Origin of the sequence: Microbacterium sp. NPDC087589 (assembly GCF_044743635.1) — a bacterium.
GTDB lineage: Bacteria > Actinomycetota > Actinomycetes > Actinomycetales > Microbacteriaceae > Microbacterium.
Window position 1 is genome coordinate 218,358 of the sequence record NZ_JBIUWV010000003.1, and the last position, 20,653, is coordinate 239,010.

Here is a 20,653-nt window from a genome sequence, read left to right on the forward strand (position 1 = left end):
CCCAAGATGCCTCAGAACTCCTCGCCGCGGGCGTTTCGTGCTTTCGGGGATCAATACACTGCTGCTGGTGTTACGGCTGCTGTGTACGGGCATAGGGGGTCGATCTACAGATCGGCCGTGTGCTCCCCGGATCCAAAGGCGATATAGCCGTCGTCGAAGTTCACTGCGTCGGAGCTTTCGGCGACGCCACTGAGCGTGGGGCCCACGGCTCGCTGGTCGGCTTCCGGTGCTGCACACCCGCTGATGGATCCGACTGCGAGGAGCCCGGCGAGTGCAAGAGCGAGGGGCCAAGTGCGTCGTGTCATTCAACCCATGATTCGCGGAGTGTAGGTCACGCGGTCATGTACCAGCGCACATACGCCGGACCGTCACTACAACAGTGCTTCCCACCGCCGTCTCACAGTCGGTCTCACGCAGAGGACTGTGATCTCTCGCTTGGTCTCCCGGTAGAGGATCCGATGGCCATTCACGTAGGCGCGATGGATCGGGCGTCCAGGTACCTTCTCGGCTGGGATCGGCTGACGGCCGGCAGCAAGGTCGTCGAGTCCACTGACGATGTCGGCGGGGGACCGTGTGAGCGCCGCGGCCGGCGTCGGGGCCAGCTTGACGGGCTTCATGCGGGCAGGCCGAGGGTCGCTCTCGCGTCCTCCCAGCTGACGAGAGTGGTCCAGAGGGCGTCCTCCGTCGCAGTGTCCGCGGCACGCATGTCGGCAAGTTCCTCGGCGTCTGCGACCTGTCGCGCGAGAACCTGTGGGCTGACCAAAGCAGCGACAGGGCGACCGCGACGGGTGAGGTAGGTCGCGCGTGCCTGGGATTGCTCCGCGATAGATGACAGCCGACCGGCGGCGTCACGCAGGCTGATCTCTGGGAGGTCAGGCCAATCGAGTGTGTTGGGGTCCACGATGCTCCTGTGTAGCGAGGGGAAGGACGACGGCTCGCGAGCTGTGCTGGCAGCGTCTGTGACGTACGACCAGGTGTACGACGCAACCGACCAGCCGTCGCCACTCATTGAGGATACGAACGCGAATCAGGCCTCGCTCGCATATCAGTGCGCAGGATGCTGCACTGTGTCAGCGTCCCTGTCCTGAGTGTAGGAACGGAGCGTCCCGGACACCGCCACTCAAACTGCTGTCGGCAGGCGAGCGATGCAGCGATAACTAGCGGAGTTAGTTCGTCGACGTGGCTTCCGCAACCGCGCCGAGCGCCGCGGTACGCCGGTTCTCAGGTGTGTCAGTCATGCGCATGTAGCTGTCTGGCAGTTCGTCGGCGTACTTGTTTGCGATGTCCTCAAGGTCGAAGAACTTGCGCGCCTTTTCGGTCTGAAATCCCTCGATGCGTGTGTGCTCCACGCCATGCTCGAATGACGCCGATAGCCGTACAAACCAGGACAAGGTCTCCAGTTCGCCGCGAAGTTTCTTCTCCTCGTCGATCCAGGCCGCGAACCCCTTCGGGTGGATCTCGTCCCATCCGTTCAGAGCCTCCCGAATGCGCCAACGCATGTTCACGACCGTCGCACCTTCTATGGCCAGCAAGTCGCGAAGCGCCTCAGTGACTGCCTGTTTCGCTCCGAGGGTGAGTTCGAGAGGTAGGGTGCCGTCGGCTCCTGATTCCGTGGCCCACCACGCGCTGGTTGCGACAACAGCGCCCCGACGTCCACCAGACATCCTGCGAAGGACGGTTTCGATGCTGTCTCGCGGGAGCTCTCGCAGTCGCCGGGCGATCTCGCGCTGAATTTGAAGGGTCCAATCCAGAGTGTGGACACGGTCGAAGTCTTGGATGACGATGTCTGCCAGCCACGCGAAGGTGTCAGGTGCCGTGATCTTCGCGTCTCCGGCCGCCATGGCGACCTTCGGTGCAGTCCGACCCGGGTTCTCCTGGAGGATCTTGAGGCAACGCTCAGCGGCATCAGACGTGGCCCCGACGCCGCTCTCAAGGTCTTGAATCGCATGACGAACAACGGAGTCGCGGAGGTCGCCGTCGGGCACTCCGGCAGTGAAGTAGCGGTCGAAGTAGTCCTCCGACGCGATGTGCGGGCCAAGGTGAGAGCTGCCGCCGCTTGGCATGCCGGTTGCGTGGGCGAAGCGGGGGAACAACGATGCGACGGCAAAGACCAAGCTCGGGGTTTCGGACGGTCTTGTACCGGCGTCTACGAATGCTTTCGCCCAGTCGTTTCGGATCGTTTCGGGGCTTCGAGTGTCTTGCGGGTCGGCGTTCCCCGGCACGCTACCGATGAGATGATCCCGCCGAGTCTGCAGCAGCGCGTACACCCCTGGCTCGAAGGTCCGAATCCACGTGACGATGAGGAAGTCGACAAGGTCGACTTCGCCTACGAAGCGGGGACTGAGGATGCGTGCCTGAGCGAAGTAGCGCCGGAGAGCTCGAGGGGTGACTAATCGCTTGGAGATGAAGCGCTCGTATGCTTCCTGGAACCGTGGGCGGGCGAGATCGTCGATGACGTGACCGGTGTCCTCCTCCAAGTCCCGCAGGGCTTCGTTCGTGAGTTCGAAGACGTCGCTCGGGCGAAGCTGAGGCACGTCGAACCGGATCTGTACGACCTTCTCCATGTAGTCCCGCGCACGAGCGATGTGGCCGTCGCCGATGAGGTTGGTGCGGGTGAGGACATCGAGGATTGTGGACTCGTCGTATGACAGGAGGTAGTGAACGTAGGGGAGCCGGCCCAACTGGCGGACGAGCTTCAGAGTGAGGAGAAGCTCATCGGCGGAGATTCGGTCGAGGTCGTCGATGACGATGAGGACGGGCGTCTTTGCTTCCTGGAGTATTTTCACGAGTTTGCGACGCGCAGCGTCGGCGCTGCGATTGCTGCCGAGGAGCTTCGCGGCACCCTCCACGACTTTGCTGGCATCAAAGATCCCCCATGCGGAGGCGACAGCAGTGAGCGGAGCGACGGCGACGCCGAGATCGCTGATGAAGTCGCGCACGTTCGTGACCTTGGAGGAACCGAAACTCGTGTTAAGCGAGGCGAAGAATCCAAGTTGCAGAGTGCTGGCATCCGGGTAGTCCCACGGGTTGAACGTCAGGACGGTCCACGGAGAGACGCCCGCCCGGGCGGGTTCTGTGTCAGCCTTGGCTCGCAACCAGTCGAGCATGGAGGTCTTGCCGGATCCCCAGGGGCCAACGAGGCCGAAGACCGAGGAGTCTTCCTCGGTCCGTGCTTCGTCGATGATCTCCCAGGCGCGGAGGAGGAAGTCGGCTCGACCGAACCGGGGCGCGACGGTGGCGTTCGACTCGTCCGTCATCCACGATGGCCGCCCAGACTGGGCCTTGGGGTCAGGTGTAGGGGTCTTGTCCGCGGCCGTCTCCTGGGTCATGTGTCTCAGCATGGTGCATCAGAGGGGCGCGAGCGGCAATGTCTCACTCGCGCCCGGGTCGGACTAGAGCAGGCCGCACTGGATCTGGGTGCCGTCGGGATCGAACGCGCGCTGTTCGGTGCTGATCTTGGGGATGGTTTCGCCGATGGGCGTTGCGTACCACCGCTTTGATTTGTATTCGAACTTGTTTCCCATGCCCCACGCGGCCCAGGTCTGACCGGCTGACAGCACAGGGGACGTGCGACTCACGGACGTCACTTCGGAATCGGCGCGGCTGATGGACAGCTGTGCCTTCACGAAACAGACGTCGACCCCGAACGTTGCCCCCACAATTCGGGTGACGGTTTTGCCGGATGAGATGGTGCACGTGCCGCCGCTTGTCCCGACCGTGCAGCTGGCGATGGGTCTGAGGGGGTCCACGTAGACTCGCTGGCGCGAAACGCGTCGCATGTTCGGGGCGGAGGCATCCGAGGTGATGGAAGTCGTGGCCTCCGATCTTGAACGGTCCACGACCGTTGTCTTCCGTAGAGCCTCTGAGTCAGAGAAACTTGGTGCCATCGCAGAGCTCACTAGGCGTCAGGCGCAGCACTCCGGTACTTCAGCAGCGACAATCGCGGCGCTCCTGATTGTGGCAGGAGTCGGCCTCGTTGGTGCGTATGCAACTGCGCTGGGGCAAGCCCAGAGCGTTGCGATGCAGCGGAGCTCCGCCGTGGAACTTGCCGATCTCGCCGATGAGCGTGGGCAGAGCGAGCTGGCGCTCGAAGCGCGCTAACTCGCGGTCGAGTCGCTTGACCTCAGCTTTGGTCTCGCCGAAGCGATGCCGTTCGCGCTCCTGACCCTTGTCTTCCTCACCATCGTTGCAATCTGGTGGGCGGCCGACCGGGCGCGACGTTCCAGCGTGGCCGAGGTGTGGCTTGCTGCCCAATCGCGCCCCGCGCCCGCCCAGCCACGGAAAGCGGTGGTCCTGGACGAATCGGAAATGAGCTCGGAGAACTTTGCCTGCTCTGCCGCGTTTCACGCGGCCCGCAGACGCCAGAGGGCAGCCGATACGCTCAAGGGATGACCGGGGACTCGTCTTACAACCTGTGGGATGAAGCGCGCCGCAAGGCGGATGCCATGACGGCTGCCGGAATAGAACCCAGGAGACACCATCTCCTGCCGGCGTTCTATCTGGATCGATGGGCAGACGGCGACCGAGTCCGGGTGACCGACCTCCTGCGCAACCGGAACGCATACGAGACGGCGCCGAGAAATGCGGCACTCGAGACCGACTTCTACCGACTTCAAGAAGCAAACGGAATCTCACCGGTGTACTGGGAAGCGTGGCTGTCAGAGGTTGAGGGCCATGCCGCGACTGCGTTCAGAGAGATCGATGCCGAGAGGAAGCTCAGCGAAGAGTCACAGGAGTGGTTGTGCCTCTTCCTTGCGACACAGATGATGCGGGGGCGGAAGGCACGTCGCGGACACCGCGCCCTGCTCGCCGCGGAGCTCGCTCAGGTGCGGGCCGCGAACGGCGATGAAAGCCTCGCGGAAGAACTGCGCAAGGGCAGCATTTTCAACTTCACAGACGCAGACGATGTCCCAACCATCATGGCTGAGGTCGACCGAGTGCTCGCCGACCCAGAGCTACTCCCCATCACCCGCGAGAACGATCTCGAAGCGTTGGCGACGTTGGCTACTCACGCAGCCGGCCTTTTGACGACTCGTCACCTCGCGCTGTACCGAACGCGTCGGGCCCTCATCACGTCGGACGAGCCTGTCGTGGAGCTGCACGAAAGCATGGCGAGGCCAGCGTTGTATGGGGGCGTGTGGGGCGCACCAATCTTTGCCTTCCCCATTGATCCTCACAACGTCTTGGCCTTGTATAGGTGGGACATCGAACCGCGCGACGTCGGCTCGACGCTGGACACGCAAGAGACAATTGACCTCAACGCCGCGATTCTTGCGAACGCGCATGCTTTCGCCGTGTCGAAGCCGGGTGACAAGCTCGCGGAAAAGCTGCTACTGCCGGAAGAGCCTCCGGGTTACGGGTCGGAGCACTTCACAGACCCAAAGTCCGGGAACGTGCTGTTCCGCTTCTGGGCGCCGAGCCGATGGGAGGGGCGAGACGATGCGCCCCGCCGTGTCGTCTCCAGATGGTGGCCGTCTCACGTTCCGCCAGCGTCGCCCCCGACCGCTCAAGAGCAGGCAATCATCGACGGTTGGATGTGAGCGTATGGCTGCGGCGGGCAGTTCCGCTCTCAGTCTGTGCTCTAGGTCTTACTGGAACTTGGTCGCCGAGCTCGACATACGTTGGTTGGCCGTCCGTGGAGGTCCACGTGTGACTCTCACGATAGAAATGCAGCATGCATAAGTCATCAGGGCAGCCATGACGCATACTCAGGAATGGTTCCGACGTCTCAACGAGCTAGAAGAGAGCCGTGAGGACGCAGTCCACGAGTTTACGTTCCGTGTTCTCGCTACCTCGGCGCTCGACATCAATGGATCCATCATTCGAGTCGATCCCACAGATCGCCTGGCGGAGTCGTTCGGTTCGATGCCCGCGCGGATGAGCGTGATGCATTTCCTCGATGGGGGAGATGCCACGAACGTACGCCGTAGCCAAGCTCTTGCAACACAGATCGGCGCCGTGATTACTCTCGCCCTCGGGCGACGCGTCCGCGTCGCCTCGGATGAGATTGTGGCCCGCCTGGATGGTGCGGACCACGTGAACTTCATCCCATCGGGCGTGAACGGCCGTGACCTCTACGGCCCGATTAGCGGCAATCCGAAACGACTCGTTGAAACAATGCTCACCCGTATCGCTGGACTCAGCGACGATGACGCTACTCCGATCCTCGCCGCCAGTGAGCTGCACTACGCAGCCACGCAGCTCTTCGATGTCGACCTGCACACTGCATTCACACTGGTTGTAGCTGGCCTGGAGACTCTCGCTGGGCATTTCGAGGCGCAACCTCCCACATGGGAAACGTATAACGATGCAGCGCACTGGGACGCGGTGTTCGACCGACTCGGCCTTGACGCTTCACAATCCCAGGCGATACGGGAAGAGCTCCTCATCGATAAGCACGTCAGACTTCGGCAACGATTCGCGACGTACACTCTCCGCATGCTCACGCCGGGTTTCTGGCGGTATGCGGTGAGAGACTTCACGCCCTCGTACAGTTTCGCGCCCCAGTCGTCCTCTTTTCTGGGGATGGAGGAAGTGAGGACGCCCACCCCGATGGAGGTGATTGTGCCCCGAGAACCCGCTGTGCTGCGACGTCGACTCCTTGCCTGTTACGACGCGCGCAGCACATTCGTGCACGCGGGCACCAAGGCCATGGACGCGGACTCACCACTCCTCTCGCGGGCCGGCGCACCCATTAGCAACACCTCGCCTCTGGAGTTCACCGCGCTGCGCCGCATACTCGAGTGGGTACTGAGAGAGGAGATCGCGCAACGGTCCCATCCCGCAGCGCTCCCTGATTGCATCTTGCGTCGAGCATGAACGTCCGGGAACGGCTACGGAAACCGGCGCGAGCACATCGGAACGAGCGACGCGCATTCGACCTGCACGCGGACTTGCCGACCTTGCGCGTCGTCATCGACCCCCTCGTCGCCTTGGCTCCCGACGTCGATGGTTACTTTGACCTCCTCCGCCGTTCTGATGCGAGCCTCCTCATACTCCGACGCCGAGAGCAGCACCAGGTTCTCGCGTCCGGAGACTACGCCGTCGTGACACCTGCGGAGACCCCAGCAGACAACGGATGGGGTGGGGTTATCGAGAAGCTCGAGAACGGAGTGGTGCGCCGTGCGATCCCGTTCGCACAGAAGAACACCGAGTCGGTATTCAACTTGGCCGAACACCACGGCCTGGATCCCGTCGCGGCGCGCGCCCGCGAGCTCGACGCGCAAGCTGCGATTTCTCTGGAGGCCGACCTTTACGTCACCGACAACGAGTTCGCACTCCACCGCAAAACGATGCGCAGCGCGTGCACGGTGTCGGATGCCCTCGCAGTCATCGGGTTGCATCAGCGGCTGCGTAGCCGCGTGTTGGTCGGGCCGGAGGATGCTCAGTTCATCACCAGCTGGATGGCGGAGCGGGTTCAGGTGACAGCGATGCTTCCCCGCGTCGACGCCCAGTTCAACGACGTGATGGAGACCCGGGCCGGAGACGAGGCTCTCTCGATGCTGCGCGCCATGCTTATCCGGCTGGAACGCGCGCTCGCTGCGCGGGACCGTCTGCTCGTCACCTCGTTGCACCCGAACGGACTGATTGGGTTCGAAGCTCCCGACGAGCTTGTCGAACGAGCTGTCGTTGCACTTCAAGGTGTGCTCGATGCTGCGGCTCGAGCACTCAACGCGCAGCTCACCACGCCAGTTCCCGAATCGGAAGCATCCTTCTCCAGAAAGTCATTCCGAGCGCAGCTACCGCCAGCCACCAGAAAGCTGGTTGAAGACTCAGACAACCGTGGGATACGGGAGATCATCTCCGTGCTAGGCAATACCATCCACCATCAGCCTTTCGGCATCGCCGCGCACGAGAAAGACGGAGAAGTGGAGCGCCTCGCGACAGTGGAGGGAGAACCCGCCGAGAAGTTCCGTGCGCTCGCTGCTCAGCTGAAGGCAACGGACCGGTGGACGTTGTTCGAGACCAGCTCCGCGATGCCTGATCTTGGACTCGGCGTCGTGCTGCGTCCCATCCCTCTCATCGACGAGCTCATCGTCAGATGCGCGGCGCTCTCCGACTCGCTCATCGCATCCGCCCCATGGGCGACGCCACCTCTCCCTGACGCGGAGAGGACTGGTTGGGGGAGTGGCCCCGCGTTCATCCGCTCAGTCCAGCGGGGGTATGGGCTGGATGACGCGGTGGTGTTCGCTCGCTAGTAGAGTCCGCGGGCCACTGCGGAAGCCGCTCGGGGAGATGCCGGTGCCAGTGCATCGCGTGGGGCCTCACAAGCGGTGGAAAGGCCAGATCAAAAGACAATTTTCCGAGGCGCGCGATGGTCGGGAGGAATAGCGTTCTCGCGTCGGAGGATTCGCCCGCGTACATGGTGCGTATGACCCCTGTAGCCTCAAGGCCTTCCGCAGAACCGAGAACACTCCACCAGAGAAGTTCCTCGGTCACGCGAGGTCGACGCAGAACACTTCGCACACGATGAGAAACGCCCCCGCACTGCGGGGGCGTTTCTCATTTCTACGTTCGCGGGGTCCTCGCCCGCTGTCCTGTCTCAGCGAGGATCCGCCCCGTCTTACCCGACGCCGACGCTCACGACGTCAGGCTTCTGCTCGGCGGAGAGCGCGTCAGCCCCCTGCCGGGTGGCCTCGGCGTCGGAGAGCGGCGGACGACGAGGCCACCAGAAGGTGTCCTTGGTGATGAAGGCGAGCGCCGGGACGATGACGGTTCGCACGAGGAGTGTGTCGATCAGCACGCCGATGCACACGATGATGCCGATCTGCGTCAGCGTGATGAGTGGCAGGACTCCGAGCACGGCGAACACCGCGGCGAGCAGGATGCCGGCGCTGGTGATCACCGCGCCCGTCGCTGCGAGAGCGCGAATCATGCCCTGTGTGGTCCCGAGGTGCGTGGCCTCCTCCTTCGCCCGGGTGACGAGGAAGATGCTGTAGTCGACACCGAGCGCGACGAGGAACAGGAAGCTGAACAGCAGCACGTTCGTGTCGATGGCGGGGAACCCGAAGAGCGGTGACTGGAACAGCCACCAGCTCAGCCCGATGGCCGAGAAGAAGCTGGCCACGACGGCGATCAGGAGCAGCAGCGGTGCGACGAACGCTCGAAGGAGAAGGACGAGGACGACGAAGACCAGCGCAAGGATGAGGGGGATGAGGAGAGCCTGGTCTCGAGCCTGCGCATCGGCGACGTCGAGCGCCTGGGAGTCGAGGCCGCCGACGAGGCCCTCGCCGGATCCGACGACATCGAGAGCGTCGCGCATCCGTTCCACTGCCGCGAACGCCGCCTCGGTCTCGGCGCTGGCGTCGAGGGTGACATCGATCCGCGCCAGCTCATCCGTGGTCTCTCCCATGGTCGCCGAATCGACTCCGTCGAGATCTCCGAGGGCGGCAATGGCCGCGTCGGCGTCATCGAGAGGAACGACGACGATCGCGGGGGAGGTGGTTCCGGCCGAGAATGCGTCGGCGAGAACCTCCTGGCCCTGCACAGCCTCGGGCTTCTGCAGGAAACGGTCATTCTGCGACAGCCCGGTCTGCACGAACAACAGGCCGCTGGCCATGGCGCCGAGCACCACGAAGCCGACGGATGCGACCAGGACCGGCCGCTTGGACACTCCGCGACCGAGCTTGCCCCAGACGCTGCGTGAGATGGCGTCGGGCGAATTGAACCGCGGAATGTAAGGCCAGAAGAGACCGCGACCGAACAGCACGAGGGCAGCGGGGAGCACGAAGAGGGCGAAGAACATGGCGACGAGGATCCCCACGGCGCACGCCAGCCCCAGCGCACGGTTGCCGGCGATCTCTGCGAGGAGCAGCGTGAGGAGCGCGAGAGCGACGGTCGATCCGCTGGCGATGATGGCGGGGCCCGCGCCGCGAAGAGCCCGTTGCATCGCTTCCCTGCGATCTTCGTGCAACCGCAGTTCGTCACGGTATCGGGCGATCAGCAGGAGCGCATAGTTCGTTCCCGCGCCGAAGACGAGCACCGACAGGATGCCGGTGATCGACGCGTCGAGCTGTATGCCCACGGCGCTCGCCACCTGTCGCGCGACGATCCCGGCGAGGGCGTCTGCCAGGCCGATGACGACCAGGGGGACGATCCACAGCCAGGGGCTCCGGTAGGTGATCAGAAGAAGCACCGCGACGACGATGACGGTGGTGAGCAGCAGGGTGAAGTCCGCCCCGTCGAAGACGGCGGCGATGTCGACCTCGAAGCCCTCTGCACCGGTGAGATAGACGCGTACCCCATCGAGCTCTGCGGCGGAGATGTCGCGGATCTCCTGTGCACGGGCCGACTGTTCGGCGACGTCCGGCTCCGGCTCGAGCGGCACGATGACCAGTGCGACCGTTCCGTCCTCCGAGATCTGCGCCGGCGGCACGGCGCCGTTGCGCGAGAGATCCGCCAGCTCGCCGAAGGCCTTCTCATCGATGAGAGCGAGCGCGTCCGCGTCCAGTGCGCCGTCTTCGGCGGCGAAGACGACGAGCGCCGAGGTCGCCTCCGCACTCGAGAACTCCTCCAGAAGCTCGTCGACCTTGACGGACTCCGCCGATGAGGGGAGCCCCACGGACGGGGAGGTTTCGGAATCCTCGCTGCCCGCGAGCGCGAAGAGTCCGGCTGCTGCGGCGGCGGTCACGACGAGGATGATCCAGGACGTCTTGGCGGACGTCAGGAAACGAGTCAATGCACTCACGAGGATTTCCCCATCTTGGATAGTAGTTCGACAATCAAATTATATGACTATCGAAAGAGAGTGGCGATATCGTGGAGGGCATGCAAGCGAGCGAGGGGCCGGCACCGGAGGCCGAGAGAGCTGCGTTCGCGCCTGCCCGACCGGCGACGGCTCTGCTGCGGGAATTCCTCGAACTCAGCGAGCTGTTCGAGTCCTCCCTCGCCGCTGAGTTGGGGGTCAATCCCACCGACCTCCAGGTCATGGAGCACCTGATCATGAGCGGACCGTTGGCTCCGACCGAGCTCGCTCGGAGAGTGGGGCTCTCTGCGGGAGCGACCACCACTGCCGTCGACCGCCTCGTCGCGCTCGGGCATGTCTCTCGAGAGCCTCGCCCGAACGACCGTCGAGGCATCCTCGTCGCTCCGCGGCCCGAGTCGCGCGACAGGGCGATGGGGCGTCTGATCCCCATGATCATGGGTGTCGATGCGGAGCTGGACTCCTTCACGCCACAGGAGCAGGACGTGATCACGAGGTATCTCCGACAGATCACCGAGTCACTGCGCGCACACGCCGGCGCCTCGGATCCGCGCTGAGAAGCGGGTCGATCGCCACCCGCGCTGCAGCGAGCAGAGGCGGTCACGACAGAATTGCTAGACAGTGTTCAGAAATCGCTGGACACGTCGGTGCAGCGGGCGCATAATCTGATCCACAGGACATGGTCTCAGCAAAGGAGCACGCCATGAGCGATCCGAATGAACCGACAGAGCTGTTCGACTCGGCCTCGGGGCCGACCGGCGCATCGATCACCGATTGGACGGATCTCGGGCGGGAGATGTGGGCCTACCTCACCGGTCGTGGAGCCGCCGTCAACTACACCTTCGACGACATGACCGTCGAGGTGCCTCGCGATATCGGGCCGGACGCGCCGCGAGCGACCTGGAAGTTCAACGGCACCCTCCGGGTGACGACCAGCGACAGCGCGTCCGGTGGCACCGGCTCGGTCTGAGGACGAGCTTCTCCGATGATTCGCCTCGACATCGACCTGCACGTCGAGCAGGCCAACCCGGACGGCGGCCCTCCGACGCGCTTCAGCGTGAGAGCTGAGGGCCAGGAGGTCGTCGTCACGCTGGAATCCACCTCGGGACTCGGCAGTATGAGCCGTCGTGACCTGACCCAGCTCGTGCCGCTCGCCGATGGGCTCGCGCGACGCGGAATCCGCGTACGTGTGGAAGGACCGCGGGGGACTCTCGTTCAGCTCGGGGATGTGAAGTCGGGACCCGTGGGTCGGACGATCGCCGGCTCCTCGCATATCAAGCTGGGGCATCTCTCGACGCTCCTGTCCGAAGCGCAGCATCGGGAACGCGGCAGCGGTTTCCGCCTCCCCGTCCCTCCCTCGACGCCGTTCCCGCTCGTCCCCACGGTGGCCCGAAGAGTTCGGCGGCGAGTAACGACGACCCATTACCTGCCCGGCTCGGGGCGCCCTCGGCTGATCTTCGCGGTCGGCTCAGGCGACTGGAACTTCAGCAGGCCGCGAGAGTTCGACCTGCTCCCGGGGCGGACGGTCATCGGTTCCGGGCCAGACGCCGACCTGCGGTTGGAGGGGCTCGAAGCCCGCCACGCCGAAGTCCGTCACAACGACGATGACGAGTACGTCCTGTACTCATACGCGGCGACCGGCGGCGGCCGACCGAATCTCCCGCACAGCTCGGAGAACGCCAGGATCCTGCGCACCGGATCTCGCATCGAGATCGGGCCCTGGCGTCTGGCGTACTACCGGGAGGAGTTCGCCGACCATGGGCGTCCCTTCGGCGGACGCCAGGGAGGCGAGTACGAGTTCCAGAAGCAGCAACCGGTGCGACCGTACGGATCGGGCGAGCTCGGCTGACCGATTCCCCCCAACGGAGGGGAGCCCATCGTGCTCGGGGTGCTCAGCGTGCGGCGCGCGCTTCGTGAGCAGCGATGTGCGACGGTTACGATCTCAGACGAACCGTCTACGAAAGAGGCACTGTCGATGACTGACCAGACGAGGCTCGCACAGCTGGAGAAAGAGCACGTCGAACTGTTCCTGCGTCGGTTCGATCGCGCGGACGCGTGGTGGCTCGGGAGGTCCATCGCAGAGCGGGCGCTGGCGCAGGGAGCTCCGGTCGCGGTCGATGTGCGCTCCGCTTCGGGCGTCCTGTTCCACGCATCGCTGCCGGGCGCGACGGCCGACAACGACGCCTGGGTGCAGAAGAAGGCCGCGACCGCCCTGCGGTTCGAGACCAGCACCGCGCTGCTCGAAGCACGTGTCGCCAGCGGCGGGCGCGACATGTTCGAGCCTGGATGGCTCGACCCCGTCACGTATGCGGTCGCCGGAGGCGCGGTTCCTATCCGTGTCGAAGGTGTGGGCGTCGTCGCCGTCGCGACGGTGTCGGGGCTTCCGTCAGCGGATGATCACGACCTCGTGGTCGACGGGATCACCGCGCTGGGACTGCTCGTCGAGTGACACGCTGAGCGCTGCCGAACGTCGACGAGGAATGGTCTCAGTAGTCGGGGTGCAGGCGCAGCCGTGAGGCGATCTGCGCTGCCTGCTCGGCGGGCGTGAGGGCGATGTCTATCTCGATCGCCCGCTCGTCGTCTTCCAGCGGCTCCAGGGTGGCGAACTGTGAGTCGAGCAGAGTCGTCGGCATGAAGTGCCCCTCGCGGCGCAGCATCCGATCGAGGATGAGCTCGCGCGAGCCGGTGAAGTGCACGAACGTGACCGCATCTCGGCGAAGCACATCGCGGTAGCTGCGGCGCAGGGCCGAGCACGTGACGATGCCGGGCTCGCCCGCTTCGATGCGCTCGTCGATCCACTCGGCGATGCGGTCGAGCCAGGGCCAGCGGTCGTCGTCGTTGAGCGCATGGCCAGCCGCCATCTTGGCGACGTTCGCCTCGGGGTGCAGATCGTCGCCCTCTTCGAAGGCCCAGCCGAGGCGGCCGGCGAGCATGGCCGCGACTGTCGACTTTCCGGTGCTGGCGACGCCCATGAAGACGAGGACGGGTGCGTTGACGGACATCATGGCGCGCTCAGACGAAGTTGCTCAGGACGAGGACCCCGGCAAGGCCGGTGACCGAGATGAGGCATTCGAGTACTGTCCATGACTTCAGAGTCTGCGGGATGCTGAGGCCGAAGTACTCCTTGATGAGCCAGAAGCCTGCGTCGTTGACGTGCGAGAGGAACACCGAGCCCGAGCCGATCGCGAGCACGAGCAGCGCGACCATGGGGGAGTCGAGGGTCTCGGTGAGCGGCTGCAGGATGCCTGCGGCGGTGATGGTCGCGACGGTCGCCGATCCGGTGGCGATGCGGATCACCACGGCCACCAACCAGGCGAGGATCAGCACCGAGACAGAGGATCCGGAGACGAACTCGGCGATCACGTTACCGATGCCGGTGTCGACCAGCACCTGCTTGAAACCGCCGCCGGCGCCGACGATCAGCAGAATGCCTGCGATCGGGCCGAGCGACGAGCCCACGATGTCGTTGATCTTCGTGCGGTCGAATCCGGCGCCGCGTCCGAGGATGAAGAAGCCGGCGAGCACAGCGATGAGCAGGGCGATGACCGGGGTGCCGAGGAAGTCGAGAACGACCTTCCAAGGGGCGTTCGACCCTGCGGCCGAGATGTCGGCGACGGCCTTCGCGAGCATCAGGAACACCGGCAGCAGGATGCTGAAGAGCGTGGCGCCGAACGACGGGCGACGACGCTGCTCGACGCCCTCGTCCTCGTCGGTGACGAACAGCTCGGGCACCGGCACATCGACCCAGCGCTCGGCGAAGCGTGCGAAGAGCGGGCCCGAGATGATCACGGCGGGGATCGCGACGATCACGCCGAAGGCGAGAGTGAGGCCGAGGTTCGCTCCCAGCGCGTCGATCGCCGCGAGCGGGCCGGGGTGCGGCGGCACGAGGCCATGCATGGCCGAGAGGCCGGCGAGCGTCGGGATCGCGATGCGCATGAGCGGCGCACCCGAGCGGCGGGCGACGAGGATGATGACAGGCACGAGGAGCACGAGGCCGACCTCGAAGAACATCGGAAGGCCGATCACGGCGCCGATGAGTCCCATGACCCAGGGCAGCGAGCGGGCGCTGGCCCGGCTGACGAGGGTGTCGACGATGCGATCGGCGCCGCCCGAGTCGGCGAGGAGCTTGCCGTAGATCGCGCCGAGCGCGATCAGGATGCCGACGCCACCCATGGTCGTGCCGAAGCCGGTCGAGAAGCTGGTGACGGATGCGCCGATGTCCATGCCCGCGATCGCGCCGGTGGCGAGTGCGCCGATCGTGAGCGAGAGGAAGGGGTGCAGCTTCACCCAGGTGATCAGCACGATGATCACGGCGATGCCGATCACTGCGGCGGCGATGAGCTGACCGGCGGGGCGGTCGGGCAGGGCAGTGTCGGTGACTGCCGCCATGAGCGCGTCGGTGGCGGGGGTGAAGAGTGCCATGAGCTTCCTTGATCCGGGCGTGGTTTACGACCGTATGCCGTACATAATAAGCACGCATACCACGTCATGCGCAACATAATCGAAACATGAGTGTGAGATGCACCGTCTGAGGAGCCGGAGACGGGCATACTCGACATATGACCGTCTCCGGCGTCGGAAGTCCTGTGCACGACTCGCTCGTCGCCGAGCTCGGCAGGGCGATCGTCGACGGCGAGCACCCGCCGGGCTCGCGGATGCTCACGGTCGAGCTGGCTAGCGAGAGAGGCGTGTCCCGCTCGGCCGCGCGTGAGGCCGTTCGCGTTCTGGAGTCCTTCGGACTCGTCTGGGTCCGCCGCAAGTCCGGCGTCGAGGTGCGACCCCGAGCCGACTGGAACGTCTATGCCCCCGAGGTCATCGCGTGGCGTCTCGCCGGCCCGGGCCGTGACGAGCAGCTTCGCGAACTCAGTCAGCTGCGATCCGTCATCGAACCGCTCGCCGCTCGTCTCGCCGCGGTCTCGGCGACGTCGGAGCAGAAGGTGGAGCTCGTCTCGCTCGCGGTCGCGATGGGTCAGGAAGATCACGAGGCCGACCGGGAGCGCTACCTCACTGCGGACATCAGGCTGCACCGGCTTCTGCTGGATTCCTCCGGCAACCGGATGCTCGCCGCGCTCGGCGGGACGGTCGAGGCCGTGCTCAGAGGGAGGACGGCGCACGACCTCATGCCGCACGTCGCCAACCAGAACGCGGTGCAGTGGCATCGGGACGTCGTGTTCGCCGTGGCGAACAGTGATGGGGAGGCCGCCGCCGCGGCGATGCGGGAGATCGTCGCTGAGGCCGATGACGCGATGCAGCGGGCGGCCGACTGACCCGGGAGCGCGCCGACGCTTCGCCGGGTTCATAGACTGGAGCGATGCGAGCGCTCACCGAAGCAGACGTCCGTGCCTCCTTCGTCAATGCGGACGCGGACGAGCTGCGAGTCATGGAGATGCCGCACGACTTCGTCCTCATCGACTGGGACTACCTGGACTTCTTCGCGTGGAGAGACCCCAGCGCGGGGCGACGCGGCTACATCCTCACCCAGCATGAGGGGGAGATATCCGGAGTCGTCCTGCGAGTCTCCGACCCCGGCCGCGGGCGTTCGGGCATGTGCAACATCTGCCACACGATGCAGCCCGGAAACCAGGTCGCGCTGTTCGCGGCCCGACGTGCCGGCGAGGCCGGGATGCGTGGAGATTCGGTGGGAACCTACATCTGCGCTGATCTCTCGTGCCACGAGAACGTGAGGCTCGCCCACCCCCTCGCCCCCAACGAAGTGCTGGCACCCGGACAGGTGGACATGCGCCTCGACGGCACACGACGCCGTATGGAGGCTTTCACCAAGCGGGTGCGGGACGAGCGCTGATCGCGGTTAGCCTGGTGGCCAACGTCCTGCGCTCGAAGGAGAAGCCATGAACGACGCCATCCTGTTCGCCGTCGACGGGGGACTGGCCAGACTCACGCTGAACCGCCCCGCAAGACTCAACGCCTTCAACGCAGATCTCGCGCACGCCTGGCGAGATGCGACCGCAGAGGTCACGTCGAGGTCAGACGTCAAGGCGATCCTGATCGATGCGGCCGGCCCGGCGTTCTGCGCGGGCGGCGACGTGATCGACATGGCGACGACCATGGGGTCCGCCGATGACATCACCGCGCTCGCGGAAGTCATCAACTCCGGCATCCGCTCGCTGACCGAGTCCACGCTGCCCGTCGTCGCCGCAGCGCACGGCACGACTGCGGGCGGTGGGCTCGGGATTCTGCTCAGCAGCGACTACGCCGTCGTCGGCTCGCGATCGCGCCTCGGCAGTCTCTACGCGAACATCGGGCTGACCCCCGACCTCTCCGTCTCGGCTCAGCTCGCTCGGGCAGTCGGGCAGCGTCGGGCGTTGCAGCTGGTGTTGCAGGACCGCCTGCTGTCCGCCGCAGAAGCCGTCGAGTGGGGTCTCGTGGCAGAGGCCGTCGAGGGCGCGGACTCCGCGGGCGAAGCCGATCTGGTCCGAGCTCGGGCCGAGGAGGTCGCCCGCTTCTGGCTGGCCGGGGCCGCAGAGGCCTATGGAAACGCGAAGCGACTCGTTCGCTCGCAGCCCGAGCGAACGTTCGTAGAGCAGCTGAGCGAAGAGGCGAGGTCGATCGGTGCAGCCATGGCGACGCCGGACGCCCAGGCGCGGATCGCAGCCTTCGCCGCCGCCTCCGCGCGCACACGTTGATCGCTGCACCGGATCCGATTCGCCCCGATGTATCCACGGATCGCGCTGCCACCGCTGCCCTCGCGGCGTCGCGTGCAAGGATGAACGCAACGCCGCCCAACGAGAGGAACGCGATGACGCAGCCGGAGATCACCCAGCAGCCCCCTGCGCTGGTCGAGAAGAAGAACATGTCCCTTCTCATCAGAGGGGCGATCTGGATCGCCATCGGCGCGCTCATCGCCGCCGCGCTCGTCTGCGTCGTCTGGGTGCTGATCGGCGATCAGGACGGGTTGATCGGCCGAGCTTTCCTCACCATCCTTCTGCTCGCCGCTTTCGCGGGCATCGCGATCCTCGAGGCGGGGCTCGCACCTAACCGTCCCGACTGGCTCGCCCTGTCGAGCATGGTCAGCTGGATCGTCGCTCTGCTGGTCGGGGCTGTCAAGATCTGGCTGCCAGAGGACGATCAGTTCTTCACCGGCGCCGAGCGCTTCTTCCAGCTGCTCCTGGTCGTGGGGATCCTCCAGCTCGCCCTGCTGCATGTGCGACTGTTCACCCCGGCCGCGCAGCGGCACGTGACGACGTTCACCCGCATCATCTACATCGCGACGATCGTGTTCCTCGGCGGTCTCGTGGCCATGCTGATCTTCTTCCTCACGTTCCCGAACACGTTCGACTACGGCGAGCTCTACTGGCGCATCGTCGTCGCGCTCACGATTCTCGCGGCGGTGGGAACCACTCTGATCCCCCTGCTGAACGCGCTGTTCGCTCCTCGCAAGCCTGCGAGCGCCCGTGCCGACGTCGGTCACGGCGTCGCAGCCGCTCCCGCCTGGCCGACATACGCAGACGGTCGCACCCCGCTGCCGGTGTTGCCCGACGGTTCGCCGGACTGGAACGCCTATTACACGGGTCACCCGTCGGTTCAGCAGGCGCAGGCCCCGCAGCAGGCGCTGCCGGCTCCTCCGGCCCCGCAGCCGTTCCCGGTCGCGCCTTTCCCGGCCGCCCCGGAGCCGCATTCGCAGACACAGTCAGCGCCTCCGGTGCCACAGGCACCCGATGCCCCTGCTGCCTACCCGGCAGCGCCGCCCGCCCCGCCGTTCCCGCCGCAGTGAGCCTCGAACTCGAGCTCGCCGACCTCGCCTCCGACATCGCGCGCGAGGCCGGCGACCTGGCACGCACACGTCGCGCCGAAGGCGTGCACCTCGCCGCGACGAAGTCGACGCTCGCAGACATCGTGACGGACGCCGACCGCGAGGTCGAGCTGCTCATCCGTGAGCGGCTGCGGGGCGCTCGACCCGACGACGGCTTCCTCGGTGAGGAGTCGGAGGCCGAGCGGGGTGAGAGCGGAATCACCTGGGTCGTCGATCCGATCGACGGCACAGTGAACTACGCCTACGGGATCCCTTCCTACGCGGTGAGCATCGCAGCGGTGCGCGGAAGCGCCGTCGCGGGGGAGTGGGATGCGCTCGCCGCGGCCGTCTACGCCCCGGCATCCGCAGAGATGTTCACCGCTGCGACGGGGCATGGTGCCTTTCTGGGAGAGTCGAGGCTGTCGGTCACGACCGAGACGCCGGCGGGTGCGCTGCTGGCCACCGGCTTCGGGTATGACCCGGCGACGCACGACGGCGACCTCGCCACGGTGCGCAGGATCATGCCCATGGCCAGAGACCTCCGTCGTGCCGGTTCGGCCGCGCTGGACCTCGCGTTCGTAGCCGCCGGGCGACTCGACGGCTACTTCGAGCGCGGCCTGAAGCCGTGGGATCATGCGGCTGGCGCCCTGCTCGTCACCGAGGCCGGGGGAGCCGTCTCGTTGATCGATCGAGACTCGACGAGACCCATGCTCATCGCGGGTGGAATCGAGGTCCACCGACGGGTGATCGATATTCTTCGAGATGAAACGTGAACGATTCATGGCATTCACAGGTGGATCAGGCTAGGGTTTATCCGATCGTTACTTTCATCGGCCCGAATCGGTGAAGGTCGTAAGCGCCCCCGAGCTTGACGTTTTAAACCCGAGAGAATCTGACTTGCCCTTCGAGAATCCCCAGGCTGCCTCTGCGCCCACGCGCCGGTCCAGCCGTCTCCGCACTGCGGCCTTCGAGGCCTCTGCGGCAGGAGTGACGGAAGCCGTCTCCGAAGCTGCACCCGTTGCCGACTCCGCGTCCGTCGCCTTCGAGACCCCGACTTCGCGCCGCGCCGCGCGCCAGCGACTGAATACCGCAGAGGTGTTGATCGCCGCGACTGCGGTCGCCGCAGCGTCAGCAGCATCCGACTCCGCAGATGTCGTCGCGGTCGAGCCGACTGAGGCCCCCGAGGTCGTCGTCGAGCCGGTCGCGGAACCTGTCGTCGAACCTGCAGCGATGCCCGTGATGGTCGAGGACGCTCAACCAGAGCCTCTGCAGGCCGATCGGGACGACGCCGGTCACCGATCGAGCTCCGACGACGCCTTCGAGACCGCAGCCCGCGCATTCCGCCGCGCCGCGCCGAAGAGCGCGTCCGACCCGACCGTCGAGCCTGACGCCGCAGCAGCTGAAGAGACGCCTGTCGAGCACGTCGCCCGTCGTCGCCCGTCGGCCCGCAAGTTCCTCACAGTCGGCGCGACCGTCGGAGTCATGAGCCTCGCCGGACTCCTCGCCGTCGGCATGACTCTTCCTGCTGAGGCCGTCGCCGCAGTGCAGGGCTCTCCGTCGCTCGCGGCCACGTCTCTCGTCGCCGCATCGGCCTCCAAGTCGGCGGACAAAGCCGACGATGAGATCCAGGCCTTCGTCACGTCCTCCGATGTGCAGAACGAGTCGCTCGCGCGCTCCGACAGCTTCTCGACCGTCTCCCTGATCCAGGTGGCGTCCGAAGAGGGCATCAACTACTCCAACGAGGTCTTCACCAACGACGCCGAGGCGGCCATCCAGTGGCCCTTCAAGGTCGGCGTGGGCATGAGCTCGGGGTACGGCATGCGCTGGGGCCGTCTGCACGAGGGCATCGACTTCGTTCCCGGTGAGGGCGCCCCCATCCAGGCGATCGCCGACGGCGTCGTGCGCATCGCCACCGAGCAGGGTGGCGCCTACGGCGTGACCGTCTACATCGACCACGTGATCGACGGACAGATCGTCACGAGCCACTACTCGCACATGCAGTACGGCTCGCTGCAGGTCACGGCCGGGGAGACCGTGAAGGTCGGCGACATCGTCGGTCACACGGGAAACACGGGCCGTTCGTACGGCGCGCACCTGCACTTCGAGATCATCATCAACGGCGGCACCATCGACCCGCTGCCGTGGTTGCGCGAGAATGCAGGCCGCACCTCGTATTGACACCTCGATTTCATGAGGACGCC

The 20,653-nt window shown here is 65.6% G+C and carries 21 protein-coding genes; 13 read left to right on the top strand and 8 right to left on the bottom strand.

What is annotated here, in order from left to right; all coding sequences use genetic code 11:
* Window positions 1-104 precede the first annotated feature (104 nt).
* The 5 genes from ACIOU8_RS09210 to ACIOU8_RS09230 form a co-directional block, all read right to left on the bottom strand.
* Complete coding sequence (locus ACIOU8_RS09210; protein ID WP_400788375.1) at window positions 105-305, bottom strand: hypothetical protein; 201 nt, start codon at window positions 303-305, stop codon at window positions 105-107.
* A 308-nt stretch (window positions 306-613) separates the two neighbouring features.
* Entirely contained in the window at window positions 614-901 is a 288-nt protein-coding gene (locus ACIOU8_RS09215) for a type II toxin-antitoxin system Phd/YefM family antitoxin (protein WP_400788377.1), read from the bottom strand.
* Window positions 902-1,166: 265 nt separating this feature from the next.
* Window positions 1,167-3,329, bottom strand: coding sequence for a P-loop NTPase fold protein (locus ACIOU8_RS09220; RefSeq protein WP_400788379.1), 2,163 nt, complete (start codon window positions 3,327-3,329; stop codon window positions 1,167-1,169).
* A 63-nt stretch (window positions 3,330-3,392) separates the two neighbouring features.
* Window positions 3,393-3,749, bottom strand: coding sequence for a hypothetical protein (locus tag ACIOU8_RS09225; protein ID WP_400788381.1), 357 nt, complete (start codon window positions 3,747-3,749; stop codon window positions 3,393-3,395).
* A gap of 178 nt (window positions 3,750-3,927) precedes the next feature.
* The gene (locus tag ACIOU8_RS09230; protein WP_400788383.1) at window positions 3,928-4,254 is read right to left on the bottom strand and encodes a hypothetical protein; all 327 of its coding nucleotides are present in this window, start codon (window positions 4,252-4,254) and stop codon (window positions 3,928-3,930) included.
* Between the two features lie 191 nt (window positions 4,255-4,445).
* Here ACIOU8_RS09230 and ACIOU8_RS09235 point away from each other — a divergent pair, with 191 nt between their 5' ends.
* The 3 genes from ACIOU8_RS09235 (at window position 4,446) to ACIOU8_RS09245 (ending at window position 8,198) form a co-directional block, all read left to right on the top strand.
* On the top strand, window positions 4,446-5,540 hold the full coding sequence (locus ACIOU8_RS09235; protein ID WP_400788385.1) for a DUF4238 domain-containing protein: 1,095 nt from the start codon (window positions 4,446-4,448) through the stop codon (window positions 5,538-5,540).
* A gap of 157 nt (window positions 5,541-5,697) precedes the next feature.
* Complete coding sequence (locus ACIOU8_RS09240; protein WP_400788387.1) at window positions 5,698-6,819, top strand: hypothetical protein; 1,122 nt, start codon at window positions 5,698-5,700, stop codon at window positions 6,817-6,819.
* Between the two features lie 83 nt (window positions 6,820-6,902).
* The gene (locus tag ACIOU8_RS09245) at window positions 6,903-8,198 is read left to right on the top strand and encodes a hypothetical protein (RefSeq protein ID WP_400788390.1); all 1,296 of its coding nucleotides are present in this window, start codon (window positions 6,903-6,905) and stop codon (window positions 8,196-8,198) included.
* 365 nt (window positions 8,199-8,563) lie between these two features.
* Here ACIOU8_RS09245 and ACIOU8_RS09250 read toward each other — a convergent pair whose 3' ends face one another.
* Entirely contained in the window at window positions 8,564-10,687 is a 2,124-nt protein-coding gene (locus ACIOU8_RS09250) for an MMPL family transporter (RefSeq protein WP_400788393.1), read from the bottom strand.
* 80 nt (window positions 10,688-10,767) lie between these two features.
* Between ACIOU8_RS09250 and ACIOU8_RS09255 the strand changes: the two genes are divergently transcribed.
* From ACIOU8_RS09255 to ACIOU8_RS09270, 4 genes are all read left to right on the top strand, one after another.
* The gene (locus ACIOU8_RS09255) at window positions 10,768-11,259 is read left to right on the top strand and encodes a MarR family winged helix-turn-helix transcriptional regulator (RefSeq protein WP_400788395.1); all 492 of its coding nucleotides are present in this window, start codon (window positions 10,768-10,770) and stop codon (window positions 11,257-11,259) included.
* Between the two features lie 146 nt (window positions 11,260-11,405).
* Window positions 11,406-11,672 (top strand): hypothetical protein, encoded by a 267-nt coding sequence (locus ACIOU8_RS09260; RefSeq protein WP_140036329.1) that lies wholly within the window; start codon window positions 11,406-11,408, stop codon window positions 11,670-11,672.
* A gap of 15 nt (window positions 11,673-11,687) precedes the next feature.
* Window positions 11,688-12,551 carry a hypothetical protein gene (locus tag ACIOU8_RS09265; protein WP_400788397.1) on the top strand — a complete coding sequence of 288 codons (864 nt, stop codon included), beginning with the start codon at window positions 11,688-11,690 and terminating at the stop codon, window positions 12,549-12,551.
* 126 nt (window positions 12,552-12,677) lie between these two features.
* On the top strand, window positions 12,678-13,151 hold the full coding sequence (locus ACIOU8_RS09270) for a heme-binding protein (RefSeq protein WP_400788399.1): 474 nt from the start codon (window positions 12,678-12,680) through the stop codon (window positions 13,149-13,151).
* A 37-nt stretch (window positions 13,152-13,188) separates the two neighbouring features.
* Here ACIOU8_RS09270 and ACIOU8_RS09275 read toward each other — a convergent pair whose 3' ends face one another.
* Both ACIOU8_RS09275 and ACIOU8_RS09280 read right to left on the bottom strand, forming a co-directional pair.
* Window positions 13,189-13,704: a gluconokinase gene (locus tag ACIOU8_RS09275; protein WP_400788789.1), complete on the bottom strand. Its 516-nt coding sequence runs from the start codon at window positions 13,702-13,704 to the stop codon at window positions 13,189-13,191.
* Window positions 13,705-13,714: 10 nt separating this feature from the next.
* Window positions 13,715-15,124, bottom strand: coding sequence for a GntP family permease (locus ACIOU8_RS09280; protein ID WP_400788401.1), 1,410 nt, complete (start codon window positions 15,122-15,124; stop codon window positions 13,715-13,717).
* A 137-nt stretch (window positions 15,125-15,261) separates the two neighbouring features.
* Between ACIOU8_RS09280 and ACIOU8_RS09285 the strand changes: the two genes are divergently transcribed.
* From ACIOU8_RS09285 to ACIOU8_RS09310, 6 genes are all read left to right on the top strand, one after another.
* A complete protein-coding gene (locus ACIOU8_RS09285; protein ID WP_400788403.1) occupies window positions 15,262-15,969 on the top strand; it encodes a FadR/GntR family transcriptional regulator in 708 nt (235 codons plus the stop codon).
* Window positions 15,970-16,013: 44 nt separating this feature from the next.
* Window positions 16,014-16,505 (top strand): FBP domain-containing protein, encoded by a 492-nt coding sequence (locus ACIOU8_RS09290; protein ID WP_400788405.1) that lies wholly within the window; start codon window positions 16,014-16,016, stop codon window positions 16,503-16,505.
* Window positions 16,506-16,551: 46 nt separating this feature from the next.
* Window positions 16,552-17,346 (top strand): enoyl-CoA hydratase/isomerase family protein, encoded by a 795-nt coding sequence (locus ACIOU8_RS09295; RefSeq protein WP_400788407.1) that lies wholly within the window; start codon window positions 16,552-16,554, stop codon window positions 17,344-17,346.
* A gap of 113 nt (window positions 17,347-17,459) precedes the next feature.
* Window positions 17,460-18,434 (top strand): hypothetical protein, encoded by a 975-nt coding sequence (locus ACIOU8_RS09300; protein ID WP_400788409.1) that lies wholly within the window; start codon window positions 17,460-17,462, stop codon window positions 18,432-18,434.
* A complete protein-coding gene (locus tag ACIOU8_RS09305; protein ID WP_400788411.1) occupies window positions 18,431-19,225 on the top strand; it encodes an inositol monophosphatase family protein in 795 nt (264 codons plus the stop codon). Before ACIOU8_RS09300 ends, ACIOU8_RS09305 begins: the two co-directional genes overlap by 4 nt.
* A gap of 124 nt (window positions 19,226-19,349) precedes the next feature.
* The gene (locus ACIOU8_RS09310; protein ID WP_400788414.1) at window positions 19,350-20,630 is read left to right on the top strand and encodes a M23 family metallopeptidase; all 1,281 of its coding nucleotides are present in this window, start codon (window positions 19,350-19,352) and stop codon (window positions 20,628-20,630) included.
* Window positions 20,631-20,653: the final 23 nt, after the last annotated feature.

What these genes read in the sequence shown, in the direction of transcription:
- ACIOU8_RS09210 (WP_400788375.1), bottom strand. Translation starts at nt 305, where the DNA reads ATGACACGACGCACTTGGCCCCTCGCTCTTGCACTCGCCGGGCTCCTC.
- ACIOU8_RS09220 (WP_400788379.1), bottom strand. Translation starts at nt 3,329, where the DNA reads ATGACCCAGGAGACGGCCGCGGACAAGACCCCTACACCTGACCCCAAG.
- ACIOU8_RS09235 (WP_400788385.1), top strand. Translation starts at nt 4,446, where the DNA reads ATGACGGCTGCCGGAATAGAACCCAGGAGACACCATCTCCTGCCGGCG.
- ACIOU8_RS09240 (WP_400788387.1), top strand. Translation starts at nt 5,698, where the DNA reads ATGACGCATACTCAGGAATGGTTCCGACGTCTCAACGAGCTAGAAGAG.
- ACIOU8_RS09255 (WP_400788395.1), top strand. Translation starts at nt 10,768, where the DNA reads ATGCAAGCGAGCGAGGGGCCGGCACCGGAGGCCGAGAGAGCTGCGTTC.
- ACIOU8_RS09260 (WP_140036329.1), top strand. Translation starts at nt 11,406, where the DNA reads ATGAGCGATCCGAATGAACCGACAGAGCTGTTCGACTCGGCCTCGGGG.
- ACIOU8_RS09265 (WP_400788397.1), top strand. Translation starts at nt 11,688, where the DNA reads ATGATTCGCCTCGACATCGACCTGCACGTCGAGCAGGCCAACCCGGAC.
- ACIOU8_RS09270 (WP_400788399.1), top strand. Translation starts at nt 12,678, where the DNA reads ATGACTGACCAGACGAGGCTCGCACAGCTGGAGAAAGAGCACGTCGAA.
- ACIOU8_RS09275 (WP_400788789.1), bottom strand. Translation starts at nt 13,704, where the DNA reads ATGTCCGTCAACGCACCCGTCCTCGTCTTCATGGGCGTCGCCAGCACC.
- ACIOU8_RS09280 (WP_400788401.1), bottom strand. Translation starts at nt 15,124, where the DNA reads ATGGCACTCTTCACCCCCGCCACCGACGCGCTCATGGCGGCAGTCACC.
- ACIOU8_RS09285 (WP_400788403.1), top strand. Translation starts at nt 15,262, where the DNA reads ATGACCGTCTCCGGCGTCGGAAGTCCTGTGCACGACTCGCTCGTCGCC.
- ACIOU8_RS09290 (WP_400788405.1), top strand. Translation starts at nt 16,014, where the DNA reads ATGCGAGCGCTCACCGAAGCAGACGTCCGTGCCTCCTTCGTCAATGCG.
- ACIOU8_RS09295 (WP_400788407.1), top strand. Translation starts at nt 16,552, where the DNA reads ATGAACGACGCCATCCTGTTCGCCGTCGACGGGGGACTGGCCAGACTC.
- ACIOU8_RS09300 (WP_400788409.1), top strand. Translation starts at nt 17,460, where the DNA reads ATGACGCAGCCGGAGATCACCCAGCAGCCCCCTGCGCTGGTCGAGAAG.